A 12830-nucleotide genomic window follows, 5' to 3' on the forward strand; every position below is an offset into this window, starting at 1 on the left:
GGGGTACAGTCGGGAGTTGGTAATTTTAATAAGATTGAGCGATTTTAATAAAATTACTAGTAAATACTGTTCGTTGTAAAAGAAATGACTAGGTTGCAGCAGAATTGATGCGAAATGCTCAATCTATGTTTAATCTTTCATCATTATTCCTCAAACAGCTTACATGAAAAAACAATACTCTGCTGTTGCGCTTCTTTTGCTCGGCACCCTGGCATCCACTACGGCACAGGCGCAGGACGCCTCCCGTATTCAGGCAAAAGTGGTGGGAGCCGACAACCAGCCCGAGCTAGTCCAGTTCAACGCGGCTGGCCGGGCCAGCTACAAAGCCAGTGAAGGCGCGCAAGTGCTGCGCCAGCAGCTGGGCCTCGGCAGCGACGACCAGATGCGGCCCACCCGCACCGAGCTGGACCAGCTGGGCTTCACGCACCAGAAGTTCTCGCAGTATTACAAGGGCGTGAAGGTGGAACACGCCAACTACAGCGTGCACGCCAAGGGCGGCGCCATCGAGAGCATCAGCGGAGATTTTGAAAAAGTATCCGGCCTCAGCACCACGCCGGCAATCAGCGAAGCCACGGCGCTGAGCCGGGCGCTGGCCAGAGTGGGGGCCCGTAAATACATGTGGCAGGACGCCGCCGAAGAGGCCGGCCTGAAGCAGCAGGAAAACGACCGGGCCGCCACCTACCTGCCCAAAGGCGAGCTGGTGATTGTGCGCGACCGGCGCATCAGCGCCAACGAAGGCGCGCTGGTGCTGGCCTGGAAATTCAACGTGTACGCGCAGGAGCCCGTCAGCCGCGCCTACATCTACGTGGATGCCCGCACGGGCAAAGTGGTGTTGCAGGACAACATCATCAAGCACGTTGCGGCTACCGGCACGTTCGGGACCAAGTACTCGGGCACGGTGAGTAGCGCTACCGAAACCGCCACCGGCGGCTACCGCCTGCGCGAGCTCACCCGGGGCGCGGGCATCGAAACCTACAACGCCCGCAAGGGCAACAGCTACACTGCCGCCGTTGACTTCATCGACGCCGACAACAACTGGACGGAGTACAACAACGCCAACTTCGACAACGCCGCTCTCGACGCCCACTATGGCGCCCAAAGCACGTTCGACTACTTCAAAAATGTGCTCGGCCGCAACTCCTACAACAACGCCGGCGCCAAAATTAAGAGCTACGTGCACTTCGACGACACCCCCGGCGACGGCAAGGGCTTCGAAAACGCCTACTGGAACGGTTCGGTAATGACTTACGGCGACGGGGCCACCCGCTTCGACCCGCTGACTTCGCTCGACGTGGCGGCCCACGAAATTGGCCACGCCGTGTGCTCCAGCACCGCCAACCTGACGTATGCCAACGAATCGGGCGCGCTCAACGAAGGCTTCTCCGACATCTGGGGTGCCTGCGTGGAGTACTACAAGTCGCCGAACAAGCAAACCTGGCTCATTGGCGAAGACATTGACAAAGTGCGGCCTTCGCTGCGCTCGATGAGTAACCCCAACGCCGAAGGCCAGCCCGATACCTACTTTGGTACCAGCTGGGCACCCCTGAGCAGCTCCCCCAGCAATGCCAACGACCAAGGCGGCGTGCACACCAACTCGGGCGTGCTCAACCATTGGTTCTACATCCTGAGCGTGGGCAAGTCCGGTACCAACGACATTGGCAGCGTCTACAACGTAGCTGCTATCGGCATCGACGCGGCGGCTAAAATTGCCTACCGCACCGAAAGCGTGTACCTCACGGCTTCGTCTAACTACGCCGCTGCGCGCTCGTTCTCCATTCAGTCGGCCACGGACCTCTACGGTGCCGGCTCGGCGCAGGTAACGGCTGTGACCAACGCCTGGTACGCCGTGGGCGTGGGTGCTGCTGCTGCCACGACGCCTCCACCGACTACCACGCCTACCTATTGCGCCAGCAAAGGCACGAGCCAGGCCTACGAGTGGATTGACTACGTGAACCTGGGCACCATCAACCGCACCTCGGCCAAGGACGCGGGCTACTACAACGGCACGGCCCTGAGCACGAGCATCGCCGCCGGTTCGGCGCAGACCATCCGCTTCTCGGCGGGCTTTACCAGCACGGCCTACACCGAGAACTGGAAGATTTACATCGATTACAACCGCGACGGTGACTTCACCGATGCCGGCGAATTGATTGTGAGCGGCAGCAGCGCCAGCGCGGCTACGCTCAGCGGGGCCTTCACCGTGCCGGCTACGGCTCGCACCGGGGCCACCCGCCTGCGCGTGGTGCTGAGCGATAACGCGGCCACCACCAGCTGCAACACCTACAGCTACGGCGAAACCGAAGACTACACCGTCAATATCACCGGCGGCGCAGCCATTGCGGGCGGCAATTACGGCCTGACCGGTGGCGATGCCACCCCGCTCGGCAACGAAGCGGCCCGCAAACTGGAGGTTTACCCGAACCCCGCTACCGACGCCGTACGCCTCGTGCTGCCCGGCAATGCTGAAGCTACCAGCGTGGTCGTAACCGACATCCGTGGCGTACGCATCGCAGGCACCACCTTCAGCAACGGTACGCTGAATATCAGCGGCCTGGCCAAGGGCATGTACACCCTGAGCGTGAGCGACGGGCAGAAAGTGTTCCACCAGCGCTTCGTGAAGCAATAAGGTATTAATGGTTAATGGGCGAATGACTACGGCCAGATGCCCTCTTATCTAAACCGTTAATCACTAATCATTAACCACTAACCGCTAATCACTAAAAAAGGGCCTTCAGCATTGCTGAAGGCCCTTTTTTAGTGGCGCAATTTGCTTAGCGCAGCGAGTAATCCACCTTTAGCATGAGCGTGCCAAACCCATCTTTGTTGAGCGAGGCCCCACCGAGGCGCGTGCTGGCATCGTCGAGCTGGTCGGTGGTGGTGAAGTAGTAATTGCCTTCGAGGCCGGCCCGCACCTGGTCGGTGAGGCGCACCTGGAAGCCGGCACCCACGGGGGCTACGCCCGCCAGGGCCGGGTAGTCGTTGCGCTCGGGCTGGAAGAATTCAGTGAGGGAGCTGGGCCGTTCCGTGTCTTTGTACAGGCGCGGACTGTAGAGCAGCAGCCCGGCTCCGCCCTGCACGTAGAGCTGGAATTTGGGGGACTCGGCCCGCGAGCCGGCAAAGATGGACTCGTCGCGCAGCAGGTCGAACCGCAGAAAAACCGTGCCCAGCCCGTTGTTGCTCACGAAAGCCAGGCCGCGCCCTTCGGCCTGGTCGATGGCCCCCATGCTGACGTACGAAAACTCGCTCCCGATGTGCAGGTGGGGTGTCAGCCGTTGCAGCACCCCTAGGCTCACGGCTGGTCCAAACAGGTTGTCGGCCGGGTTGTTGCCCAGGTCGCCGTTGTAAAAAGCCGTGCCAACACCGAGGGTAACGTGCAAGGGGCCCCGGTAGTAGGGGCGGCCCTGGGAGTTGTAGTGGCGCACCTGCCGGCTGTGCTGGGCCTGAACGGTGGGAGCACCAAATACTCCGGCCGCAACCAAGCCAAAAATCAACTTGCGAATCCGCATACTAGCCAAAATGAGTGAAAAAAAACCGATTATACGGCTACCAACGACCAACTGGCCCAATCCGTGCGTTTCCGCCGTGCTTACTTGAATTTTCCCTGGGGGTCGGGCTGTTTGGCCAGCAGGTCGGTAATAAGGTCAAAGTCGAGGCTGCCGATGCTCTGAGCCTGGCCTTTGTGCACCGCTTCCCACGCTTCCGGGTACTTTTCTTCGTAATACAGACCGCGGGCCAGCTGTTGCCAGGCCGTGCCGTTGGTGGGTTCGAGCGTTGTGACGCGCTGGAGCAGGTCCATGCCGGCTTTGAGGTCTTTTTTCTTCTTGGTCTGGCCGTAGCGCATGAGGTAGCTGGTGCCCAGGTCGCTCATGAGCAGGGTGCTGTCGGGCGAGAGCGCAAAACCCTTGTTGAGCAGGTCAATGGCCGCATCGGGCGTGGGCTGGCTGCTCGCCAAAATGCCCAGACCGCGAAAGGCCTCGGCGTTTTGTGGATTCAGAAGCCAGGCCAGATTGAAGCGGTAAGCGGCCGTGTCGGGTTGGTTTTCGCGCAAATACTCGTAGCCCTTCGTGGTGAAAAACGTACTGGCTTCGTCAGCCGAGGCGAAACTGGCGGCAATGGCCTTTAGCTGAACCGCGCCGAACAGCTGCGTGGCCTGCTCGGGCGTGAGGCCGCCAAATAGCGGCTGCAGGCGGGCCAACCGAGCCGCCGGGGTTCCGGCAGCGGCCAGGCTGCCATCAGCGTTAGCGGCCGAATCCGGGTTTTTCTTGCGCTGCGCCTGCGCAGGAGCGGCCATAACCAGCCCCAGCAGTGTAAAAGCCGCCAGCAGCCGCGAAACAGGTTTGAAGGAAACAGAAATCAACACAGAGAGGAAATAAAGTTGAAAGAAACCCAGCCGCCACAAAAATGGCCGGGCAAGGCTGCTGACAAAGATAAAGCCAATACGGGCCAGCACATCCGGCCCCCGAAGCAGGTCGGGGAGCGGCCCGGACGCAAACTGCGGCCCGCGTCCGGGCGTAGGTGAGGCAGCTTGCCAACTCCTGGCCCCCTCTATTGTCTGTCTTCTGATTCTATGCGTCGTTTTCTTTTAATAATGCCCGTGGCCCTGCTACTAGCCGCCGTGGTGGTAGTGCTGGCCACCGAATACGTAGTAGCCCGCCCCAGTCGCCGCGCCAAAGACGTGGCCTACCTGCCCGCCACAACCCCCGGCTTCGATAAGGAACGGCACATTCTGGATGTGTATTCGCCCAAGGCAAAAGCTCCTGCGGCGGGCGGCTACCCGGTCGTACTCTTCATTCACGGCGGCAGCTGGACCAGTGGCAACAAGAACATCTACACCTTCATCGGCCGGCGCCTGGCCAAGCAGGGCGTGGTGGCCGTCGTCATCAACTACCGCCTGGCGCCGCCCGTGCACGTGCCAGAGCAGGCCGCCGACTGCGCCCGCGCCCTGGCCTGGACCGTGCAAAACATCACTTCCTACGGTGGCGACCCGTCCCGTGTCTTCGTCATGGGCCATTCGGCCGGCGGCGGCCTGGCCGCCCTGTTAGCCACCGACGATGCCCTGCTCGCCGCCAATGGCCTGCCTCAAAACCCCGTGCGCGGCGCCATCATGGACGACCCCGCGGGGCTGGATATGTACAGCTACCTCAAGGAAATGAAGTACGAGGGCGACCGGCAGTACCTCGTGCCCTTCGGCAACGACCCCGCCGTGTGGAAGGAGCAGTCGGCTATCTATAAAATCCGGCCCGGCATTCCGCCCTTCCTGTTCTACATCGGCGGCGAAACCTACCCCAGCATCAGCGGCAGCTCGGGCCGCTTCCGCGACCGCCTCAAGGCCATTGGGCAGCCGGCGCCCTACACCGTCATTCCCGGCCGCCACCACATTCCCATGGTGTTGCAGCTCTATTGGCAGAACAATATTATCTACAAAGGCTTGCTAAAAATGGTGGGCGCGTAAGAAGTAATAGAAAAAAGCACGTCATACTGAGCTTGCCGAAGCATCTCTACCGAGTAAGTAATCTGATTTACTATTGCGGTAGAGATGCTTCGGCAAGCTCAGCATGACGGTTTCTTTGCTGTTCATTCTTACCCAAACAACCCGCCCTGCCGCACGGGCTGCTCAAATTCCAGGAGCCACTTTTTGCGGTGCATGCCGCCCGCGTAGCCCGTCAGGCTGCCATCGGCCCCGATAACGCGGTGGCAGGGCCACACAATGGCCAGCGGGTTTTGGCCATTGGCCGCGCCCACGGCCCGCACCGATTTCGGGTTGTTTAGCAGCTTGGCCACGTCCAGGTATGATGCCGTACGGCCGTAGCCAATACCGGCCAGCGCCTGCCACACCTGCCGCTGAAATTCAGTGCCGCCTTCCGGTGCGTAAGTCAGATTGAAATCGTGCAGCTCACGGCCAAAGTAGGCTTCCAGCTGCCGATGTCCCTCCCGCAAACAGGCGGGCACCGCATGCGCCGGCGTCGCCGTGTGCCCTTCGTTGTGGTGGAAGCTGACCGCGCTCAAGCCGGCATCAGAGCCGGTGACCGAAAGCAGTCCGAGGGGAGAATCGAGGTACGCCGAAGTTGTCATGGCCTAAAAGTAGGAACAGCCTGCGCGGCGGTCACCAGTGCTTGCGCCTCGTGCAGGGCTTCGGCGCTGGGCTGGTGCAGCACGCGGGCCGGGCCGGGCTGGCTGAGGTCGGCATCCCAGAGGCCGGACTGGTGCCATTGGTCGAGGTGGTCCCAGTCGGGCCGGTCCACGATGGGGTAGAGGCAAGCACCCCACAGCGGCAGGCCTTCGCTGAGCACGGCGGCGCATTCGGTCCCAATCATGCGCAGCCACTGCGGCCGGTCCTGGCCGGGGTGGCTGGTTTCGGTGAGGGCAAAGGGGCGGCGGTAGCGCTTGTAGGCCTCGCGCAACAAGACGCGCAAGGAGCGCCAGCGTGGGTCGGGCGCGTCATCATTCCAGCCCAGCTTCAGGTCGGTGTTGTTCTGCCACTGGTTGTCGTAGTAATAGTTGAAGCCCACGATGTCGAGCAGCCCGGCGTGGCCGCCCAGCTCCGGACACAGGCGCCCGGAGAGCATGTCGGTAGCCTGAAACTGGTTGCAGTGCCCTTCCTCAGCCTCGCGTCGCTGTTTGGGCGTGGGCCGCAAGGGCGGCACAATGTTCACGAGCGGCTCGGTGCTGAGCATGCGGATGCCGGGGTCGGCTTCGCGCAGGGCGTGCGCACCTTCGATGTAGGCGCGCATCAGGCCGTACTTCACTTCCCAGCCCTGGTGGTTGCAGTAGGGCACCGTGCCTCGGGCATCACCCCCGAGCCAGGAAATAAAGCTCACTTCATTGATGGGCGTCACAATGAGCACGTCGTCGGGCCGCTGGCTGCGGTAGAACGCCACAAAGGCGCGGCAGAGCGCGGCAAAGCGCCGGGCAAACAGCGGGTGCAGCGGCGTCAGGTCGTCGGGGTAGCCGAAGTGGCACAAGTCCCACACCTGCTGAATGCCGTGGCGCTGGCCCGCTTCCAGCAGGACCTGCACCGTGCTGAAATCATAATGGTAGGGCGTTTTCTCAATCTGTGCCCAACGAATTCCCTCGCGCACGGTACGCACCCGGAACGCGTCCAAGGCCGCGTAATCTTCGTTGATGAGCTGCAGATGGCCGGTGAGTGATAGAAAATCGACGCGGTGGCCGAAGGCATTGAGCTGGTCGGTGCATTCGTAGCCACCCATCCAAAACGAGCGGAAGGGGTTAGAAGAAGATAGGGTCATGATAAATAAGCTGGCAAAAAGCCCTGAGTGCGGCGTGCGCCACCCGGCCGCCAGGGTGCGGCGCGGCTAGCCGACGGCGGTGGGCCGGGCGCTACCCGTGCCGTGGTTGGTGAGCGCGCTGGCTTCAATAAAAATCCGCTTAAAATCCGGGTATTTGGCCTTGATGGCCGTTTGCAGACGCTCCACGGCTTCTTCAACTTCCACGGCGGTGAGTTGGTCGCGGAACGAAATATCCAGGGCCAGCACGGCATCGGTGGGGCCTAGGTACATGGTGAGGGGCGGGCGTAGCTGTTCTACGGCCGCGTCCTGCCGGGCCAGGGCTTCGAGGCCGCGTAGCACGGTAGCATCGGCGCCCTCGCCCACGAGCAGGCCCTTGGCTTCGCCCAGCATAAACACGGCCATGCCCACCAGCAGCAGCCCGATAAGCATCGACGCGCCGCCATCGAAGTACAGGTTGTTGAGCAAATGCCCGAAATAAATACCGGCCAGAGCAATGGCCAGGCCCACCAGCGCGGCCAGGTCCTCAAGCAGAATGGCAAACACTGCCGGGTCTTTGCTGCGCCGCAGGGCCTGCCAGAAGCCGTAGTCGCCTTGGGTTTTGCGAAACTCGCGGTAGGCCAGCGTGCAGGCCACGCCTTCGAACACAATGGCCAGGCCCAGCACCCAATAGTTCCAGGTGGGGTCGGTGAGCGGGGCGGGATTCAGCAGGTACTGGTAGCCCTTGTAGAGCGACATGCCACCGCCCACGGCGAAGATGAGCACAGCCACGATGACGGTCCAGAAGTAGATTTCCTTGCTGTAGCCGAAGGGGTGCTTGGCATCGGCGGGGCGGGCGCTGCGGCTCATGCCAAACAGGATGAGCATGCCGTTGCCGCTGTCGACCAGCGAGTGAATGCCTTCCGACATCATAGCCGCGCTACCCGTAAAAAACGCCGCCACGAACTTGGAAACGGCAATGGCCAGATTGGCTACAATGGCGCCGTAAACGACGATTTTGGAAGAAGAAGCACCAGCCATAGGAGAGGGGAAGAGGGAAAAAGCGCAGAATAGCCGCTCAAGCTTACGCAGACTTGGCTGGGAGGTTAGCCAACCGCGACGTGGCCCACCCGCTCTTTTTCGCCAATGGCTTTGGCTTCCACTGATATGCGCTTGAACTCTGGGTACTTACTCCGAATCCGATGCCGAGCGGCCCGGTGTTGGCACCGCCTGCCGCTACCATTCCTCATAGCGCGAGCGCGACGGTGCCCGTCAGGTTGGCGTAGGTGCGGGCCAGGGGGCGCGCCGCCGGGGCAAACACTGGGTTGCGGCCGTTGAGCACCTTGCCTTCGAGGCGCACCAGCACGCGGCGGGTAGGCGCGTAGTCGAAATTGAGAGAGCCGCCGCGCACGAAGAAATCGGGGGCGCTGGCCAGCGGGCCGGCATCGCGCACCACCACGCCGTTTTTGGCATAGTAGTACTCGCCGCGCAGCGCCGCCGCAAACGGACTGCCCGGCTGCCGGCCCAGGCGGTAGCGCAGCACCAGCGCCCCGGTGTGCCAGGTGTCGTGCCCCTGGCCGGCGCGGCGGGCCTGCTGCGCACCAATGTCGAATAAGGCCAGTACCGAGAGGCGCGCGCTGGCCGCGTAGGTCAGGTAAAAGTCGTGGAAGTAGCGGCGGCGGCGCACCGAGTCGGTGGGCTGCTCGTTGCCATAAAATGTGCTGGAGTTCAGCAGCCATTTCGCGCCGGGCCGCCACTGCACCTGCGTGCCCAGCGCCTTGGCCTGGTTGGTTTCCCGGATGTTTTGCCAGCCGTTGAGGGCCAGCGCGGTGAGCGTCCACTGGGGGCTGGCCTGGTAGGTGAAGCGCGCCCCGGCCTCGTAGTAGGGCGAACCCTCGGCGGCCAGCGAGTGCGTCAGCGTCCAGTTATCCTTCGAAATGGCCGACTCAAACCCAATGTGCGAGCCGAATACGCCTACATCGAGCCAGGCCCGGCGCAGGGGCCGGAAGCCGGCGTAGGCCTCGTAGATATGCTGCAAAACCTGGGGCTCGGCCGCGTAGTTGGCCTCGGGGTAGGTGCCGGCCTGCAGGCCCAGGGCGCCGCGCACGCGGCCATCGTCGTAGCGGGCGCCCACCAGCGCCTGGTTCACCGTGAATTCGTTCTGGCGGTTGTGCGAGTAGAGAAATCCCGGCCGGCGGGTATCAGCCGGGGCCGGAAAATCCAGCCCGAAATACCCGTCCACGTAGCCGTACACGGTGACGGTGGTATCGGCGGGGGCAGTAGTTTGGGCGGCGGCGGGCCGGGCCAGCCCCACGGCCAGGGTCACGGCCAGGGCAAGTAGTAAAGGCAATTTCATGGGTGTCATGATGAGGCTATCAGGCCGAGGGCTCGTTTGCGGTGGGCTTTTCGGCCCGGAAGCCGGGCGCCTCATAGTCGGGCGGCAGGTAGCTGGCCGGAATGGTGGTATGGTGGCCGTCGCGCACGGCACGGTAGTGGGGCGACATAATTTCGACGCCCGCCGCGTTGAACTGGTCCTGGATATTCTGGTGGATGCGCGAGTAGATGCCGGCCTGTGCTCCGGCCGCGCGGGTATAGGCGTTGAGCTGGTAGCTCACGTAATAATCGTCGAGGCTGGTTTGGAGGATGAATGGGGCCGGGTCGGGCAAAATGTCGTCCACGGCGGCGGCGGCGGCCAGCATCAGGGCGTGCACCTGCTTCCAGGGCACGTCGTAGCCAATGGTGATGGTGGTGTGTAGAATCAGGCCCATGGTGGGGGCGGCCGAGCTGTAGTTGGTGGTGTAGGAGCTCATCACCGAGGAGTTGGGAATGGTGATTTCCTCGTTCTTGATGGTGCGGATGCGGGTTACGAGCAGGGTTTTTTCGAGAATGTCGCCCGTTACGTCCCCGATTTTCACCCGGTCGCCAATCTTGTAGGCCCGCATATAAGTGAGCACCAGCCCGGCCACGATGTTGGACAAAGAACCCGCCGAGCCAAACGTGAGCAGAAAGCCCAGGAACACCGAAACACCTTGGAAAACAGGCGAGTCGGAGCCTGGCAGGTACGGGAAAATTACCACCAGGGCAAAGGAGAACACCAGCACCCGCACAATCTGATACGTGGGGTTGGCCCAGTCCGGGTAGAAGCCCTCAATGGTCAGGTTGCCCTGCCGCACTTCCTCTTTCACCGAATAAATCAGCTTGAGCACGTAGCGAAACACCGCCACGATAACAATGATAGTGAACAGGTTAGGCAGGTAGTTCCAGAGCGAGCGCAGAATCTTGCGCACCGGGTTCAGCACGAAACCCACCAAGGTATCGGCAATGCCCTGGGTGCCCGGAAATATGCTGAACACGATGGGCAGCACCAAGTAAATGGCCAGCAGAATCACCACCCACTGCAGTACCTTGAGCAGCAGCAGCACCGTGCTCAGCTGCCGGTCCTCGTTGAAAAACTCGTAGGTGCCGAGCTTGAGGCCCCGGAACCAGGTGCCCTTTTGAGCCAGCAGCTTGCCGCGCAGCCAGCCAAAAAGCACGTTCACGTACTTAATCAGGAAGTAAAAAACCAGTAGCACCAGCACCGTGAGGCCGGCCTCGCGCAGGTAGGTTTGCCAGCTGTTGGCGTCCTGGTAGGCCGTGATGGCCCGGATAATCTGGCGGCGGTGCTCGCGGGCCAGCGAATCCTTGCTCACGTTTTCCCACAGGGCATCGTTTTCACTCACGCTTTGCAGCACCCGCTCGCCGTACATCAAATCCACGGTTTGCTCTGAGGGCACGAGCGTGAGCGAGTCGGGCCGGAAAAAGGCCTGCTTTTCCAGCTCCCGAATTTTGCTGGCCGTGCGGACTGCCCGCTCCTGCGGCCGGAACGGTCCGAAGCGGGTGTACACGAAAAACAGCGTGTCGCCGTGCGGCGCCACCGCAAAGCCCTTGGCGAACTGTTTCAGCGAATCGATGTAGGCGCGGGCCCGCACCTGCCGCAGCGAATCGACCACGCGCAACGAATTAAGCTGGGCCTGCAGCTCCCGCTCGCGTCCACGGTTAGGCACGTTTTTCAGGCCTTGCAGCTCCTGTTGCAGCTGGGCCAGCTGGGTGGTGTTCTGGCGGCGTAGCGAGTCGAGCCGCCGCAGCCGGGTCAGGTCGTTGCTAAGTACCTGCGTCCGGGCCGAGTCTTTGGCTGTTGCCGCGGCGGGTTTTGGGGCCGGCGCTTGCGCACGGGTTGCCCCCGTTGCGCTCAGCAGCAGGAACAGGGATAGCAAGAGCCGGTAGGCGTAGCAATGGGGCATTAGAACTGACTAAAAAGTGGAAAGCGCAGCCGCAGGACAAAGTTACCCCTGCTCGCCTTTGGCTAAAATCTGCCGGCGGCCTGGTTGCCGAACAGCTGTTGGTCCGGGCGTCAGGTTGGTGTTGGTTGGAGCGTTGCCCCCGAAAGCTAAGCAGGCAGCAGCCCTTGTGCGGCAAATTGGGCGGCCCTTTCCGCCACCCCCAAGCCGGAGCGGCCCGCGGGATTGCGAGAACCAGCCGCGCCCGAAGCCAACCGATAAGCCCTGCAACACGTTCTGGGTGAAGTTTCACCTTACTTTTTTTTCGTATGCTTGACGAATTACAACGCGTGCTGCTCGGCTATTGGCACCAGCTGATAGCGGCCCTGCCCCGGCTGGTGCTGGCCCTGGTGCTGCTGGGAATCGTCTGGGTAATTGCTTCGCGGGTGCGCACTTACCTCGACGGCCGGCTGGCAGCCAACTCCGACGACCCACTGCTGGCCCGTTTCCTCACCAAGATGGCCCGCTGGATAGTGCTGGTTATCGGCGGGCTGATTTCGCTGCAAATCATCGGCTTCTCGGGCATCGTGAGTGGCATCATGGCCGGCGCGGGCGTGTCGGCGGTGGTGGTGGGCTTTGCCTTTAAAGACATTGCCGAAAACTTCCTGGCCGGGGTGATTCTGGCCTTCAACCGGCCCTTCAACCTGCGCGATACCATTTCCATTCAGGAAGTAATGGGCCGGGTTGAGTCCTTGGATATGCGTACCACGCGCGTCAAAACCTTCGACGGCAAGGACGTGTACATTCCCAACGCCACGGTGCTTAAGGAAAAGGTAACCAACTACACCCGCGACGGCTACCTGCGGCAGGATTTCATGGTCGGCATCGATTTCGAGGACAGCGTGGCCGGCGCCACCAACCTCATTCTGGAGCAAATCAGTCAGATACCCGAAATCCTGAGCGCCGACCCGCACGGCCCTTTCGTGGTGGTGGACGAGCTGGCCACCAGCACCGTAAACCTGAAAGTATTCTTCTGGACCACCACCGACGACTACCGGCGCGGCGTGCTGGAGCTGCGCAGCAACGTGATGGACCGGACCAAAACCGTACTGGCCGCCAACGGCTATTCTCTGCCGCCCGACATCATCGAAATTCGCCTGCCCGGCTTCCAGTCGGCCCTGCCCATCGAAGTACGCATGGCCCCCGGCCAGTCCGGGCCCACGCTGTCCTTGCCCCCCGCCACCCCGCCCGCCTGACGCGCCCAGAAGCCGAAGAGGAGGGGCAGGGCGGCCAGGCGTAGAGTGAGCAGGACGGGGTGCATGGGGTGCGTTTTGCGGCGGGGGCTTGAGAA

The 12830-nt window shown here is 62.0% G+C and carries 10 protein-coding genes; 3 read left to right on the forward strand and 7 right to left on the reverse strand.

The window, feature by feature from the left end:
• Window positions 1-163 precede the first annotated feature (163 nt).
• Window positions 164-2626 carry a M4 family metallopeptidase gene (locus GM79_RS19680; RefSeq protein ID WP_035567267.1) on the forward strand — a complete coding sequence of 821 codons (2463 nt, stop codon included), beginning with the start codon at window positions 164-166 and terminating at the stop codon, window positions 2624-2626.
• A gap of 145 nt (window positions 2627-2771) precedes the next feature.
• Here the strand turns inward: GM79_RS19680 and GM79_RS19685 are convergent, their stop codons facing one another.
• A complete protein-coding gene (locus GM79_RS19685; RefSeq protein WP_035567269.1) occupies window positions 2772-3506 on the reverse strand; it encodes a hypothetical protein in 735 nt (244 codons plus the stop codon).
• Window positions 3507-3586: 80 nt separating this feature from the next.
• Complete coding sequence (locus tag GM79_RS23375; RefSeq protein WP_152560099.1) at window positions 3587-4360, reverse strand: hypothetical protein; 774 nt, start codon at window positions 4358-4360, stop codon at window positions 3587-3589.
• A 207-nt stretch (window positions 4361-4567) separates the two neighbouring features.
• Here GM79_RS23375 and GM79_RS19695 point away from each other — a divergent pair, with 207 nt between their 5' ends.
• Window positions 4568-5452 (forward strand): alpha/beta hydrolase, encoded by an 885-nt coding sequence (locus GM79_RS19695; RefSeq protein WP_035567271.1) that lies wholly within the window; start codon window positions 4568-4570, stop codon window positions 5450-5452.
• Window positions 5453-5580: 128 nt separating this feature from the next.
• Here the strand turns inward: GM79_RS19695 and GM79_RS19700 are convergent, their stop codons facing one another.
• The 5 genes from GM79_RS19700 to GM79_RS19720 all read right to left on the reverse strand — a co-directional run bounded on the left by GM79_RS19700 (window position 5581) and on the right by GM79_RS19720 (window position 11503).
• The gene (locus GM79_RS19700; protein WP_035567273.1) at window positions 5581-6072 is read right to left on the reverse strand and encodes a methylated-DNA--[protein]-cysteine S-methyltransferase; all 492 of its coding nucleotides are present in this window, start codon (window positions 6070-6072) and stop codon (window positions 5581-5583) included.
• Window positions 6069-7247 (reverse strand): hypothetical protein, encoded by a 1179-nt coding sequence (locus GM79_RS19705; RefSeq protein ID WP_035567274.1) that lies wholly within the window; start codon window positions 7245-7247, stop codon window positions 6069-6071. The genes GM79_RS19700 and GM79_RS19705 overlap by 4 nt, the downstream gene beginning before the upstream one ends.
• Before the next feature lie 66 nt (window positions 7248-7313).
• Complete coding sequence (locus GM79_RS19710) at window positions 7314-8264, reverse strand: cation diffusion facilitator family transporter (protein ID WP_051719100.1); 951 nt, start codon at window positions 8262-8264, stop codon at window positions 7314-7316.
• Window positions 8265-8469: 205 nt separating this feature from the next.
• Window positions 8470-9579, reverse strand: a complete 1110-nt coding sequence (locus GM79_RS19715; protein ID WP_161787225.1) for a porin — start codon at window positions 9577-9579, stop codon at window positions 8470-8472.
• Between the two features lie 19 nt (window positions 9580-9598).
• Window positions 9599-11503 (reverse strand): mechanosensitive ion channel family protein, encoded by a 1905-nt coding sequence (locus GM79_RS19720; protein WP_035567276.1) that lies wholly within the window; start codon window positions 11501-11503, stop codon window positions 9599-9601.
• A gap of 305 nt (window positions 11504-11808) precedes the next feature.
• Here GM79_RS19720 and GM79_RS19725 point away from each other — a divergent pair, with 305 nt between their 5' ends.
• Complete coding sequence (locus GM79_RS19725; RefSeq protein ID WP_051719102.1) at window positions 11809-12735, forward strand: mechanosensitive ion channel family protein; 927 nt, start codon at window positions 11809-11811, stop codon at window positions 12733-12735.
• Window positions 12736-12830: the final 95 nt, after the last annotated feature.

Origin of the sequence: Hymenobacter sp. IS2118, from assembly GCF_000715495.1 — a bacterium.
In the GTDB taxonomy this organism is placed as follows: domain Bacteria; phylum Bacteroidota; class Bacteroidia; order Cytophagales; family Hymenobacteraceae; genus Hymenobacter.

Bases quoted from the DNA above. Each gene is read 5' to 3' on its own strand.
- GM79_RS19715 (WP_161787225.1), bottom strand. From the start codon at position 9,579: ATGAAATTGCCTTTACTACTTGCCCTGGCCGTGACCCTGGCCGTGGGG.
- GM79_RS19685 (WP_035567269.1), bottom strand. From the start codon at position 3,506: ATGCGGATTCGCAAGTTGATTTTTGGCTTGGTTGCGGCCGGAGTATTT.
- GM79_RS19725 (WP_051719102.1), top strand. From the start codon at position 11,809: ATGCTTGACGAATTACAACGCGTGCTGCTCGGCTATTGGCACCAGCTG.
- GM79_RS19700 (WP_035567273.1), bottom strand. From the start codon at position 6,072: ATGACAACTTCGGCGTACCTCGATTCTCCCCTCGGACTGCTTTCGGTC.
- GM79_RS19680 (WP_035567267.1), top strand. From the start codon at position 164: ATGAAAAAACAATACTCTGCTGTTGCGCTTCTTTTGCTCGGCACCCTG.
- GM79_RS19705 (WP_035567274.1), bottom strand. From the start codon at position 7,247: ATGACCCTATCTTCTTCTAACCCCTTCCGCTCGTTTTGGATGGGTGGC.
- GM79_RS19695 (WP_035567271.1), top strand. From the start codon at position 4,568: ATGCGTCGTTTTCTTTTAATAATGCCCGTGGCCCTGCTACTAGCCGCC.
- GM79_RS19710 (WP_051719100.1), bottom strand. From the start codon at position 8,264: ATGGCTGGTGCTTCTTCTTCCAAAATCGTCGTTTACGGCGCCATTGTA.
- GM79_RS19720 (WP_035567276.1), bottom strand. From the start codon at position 11,503: ATGCCCCATTGCTACGCCTACCGGCTCTTGCTATCCCTGTTCCTGCTG.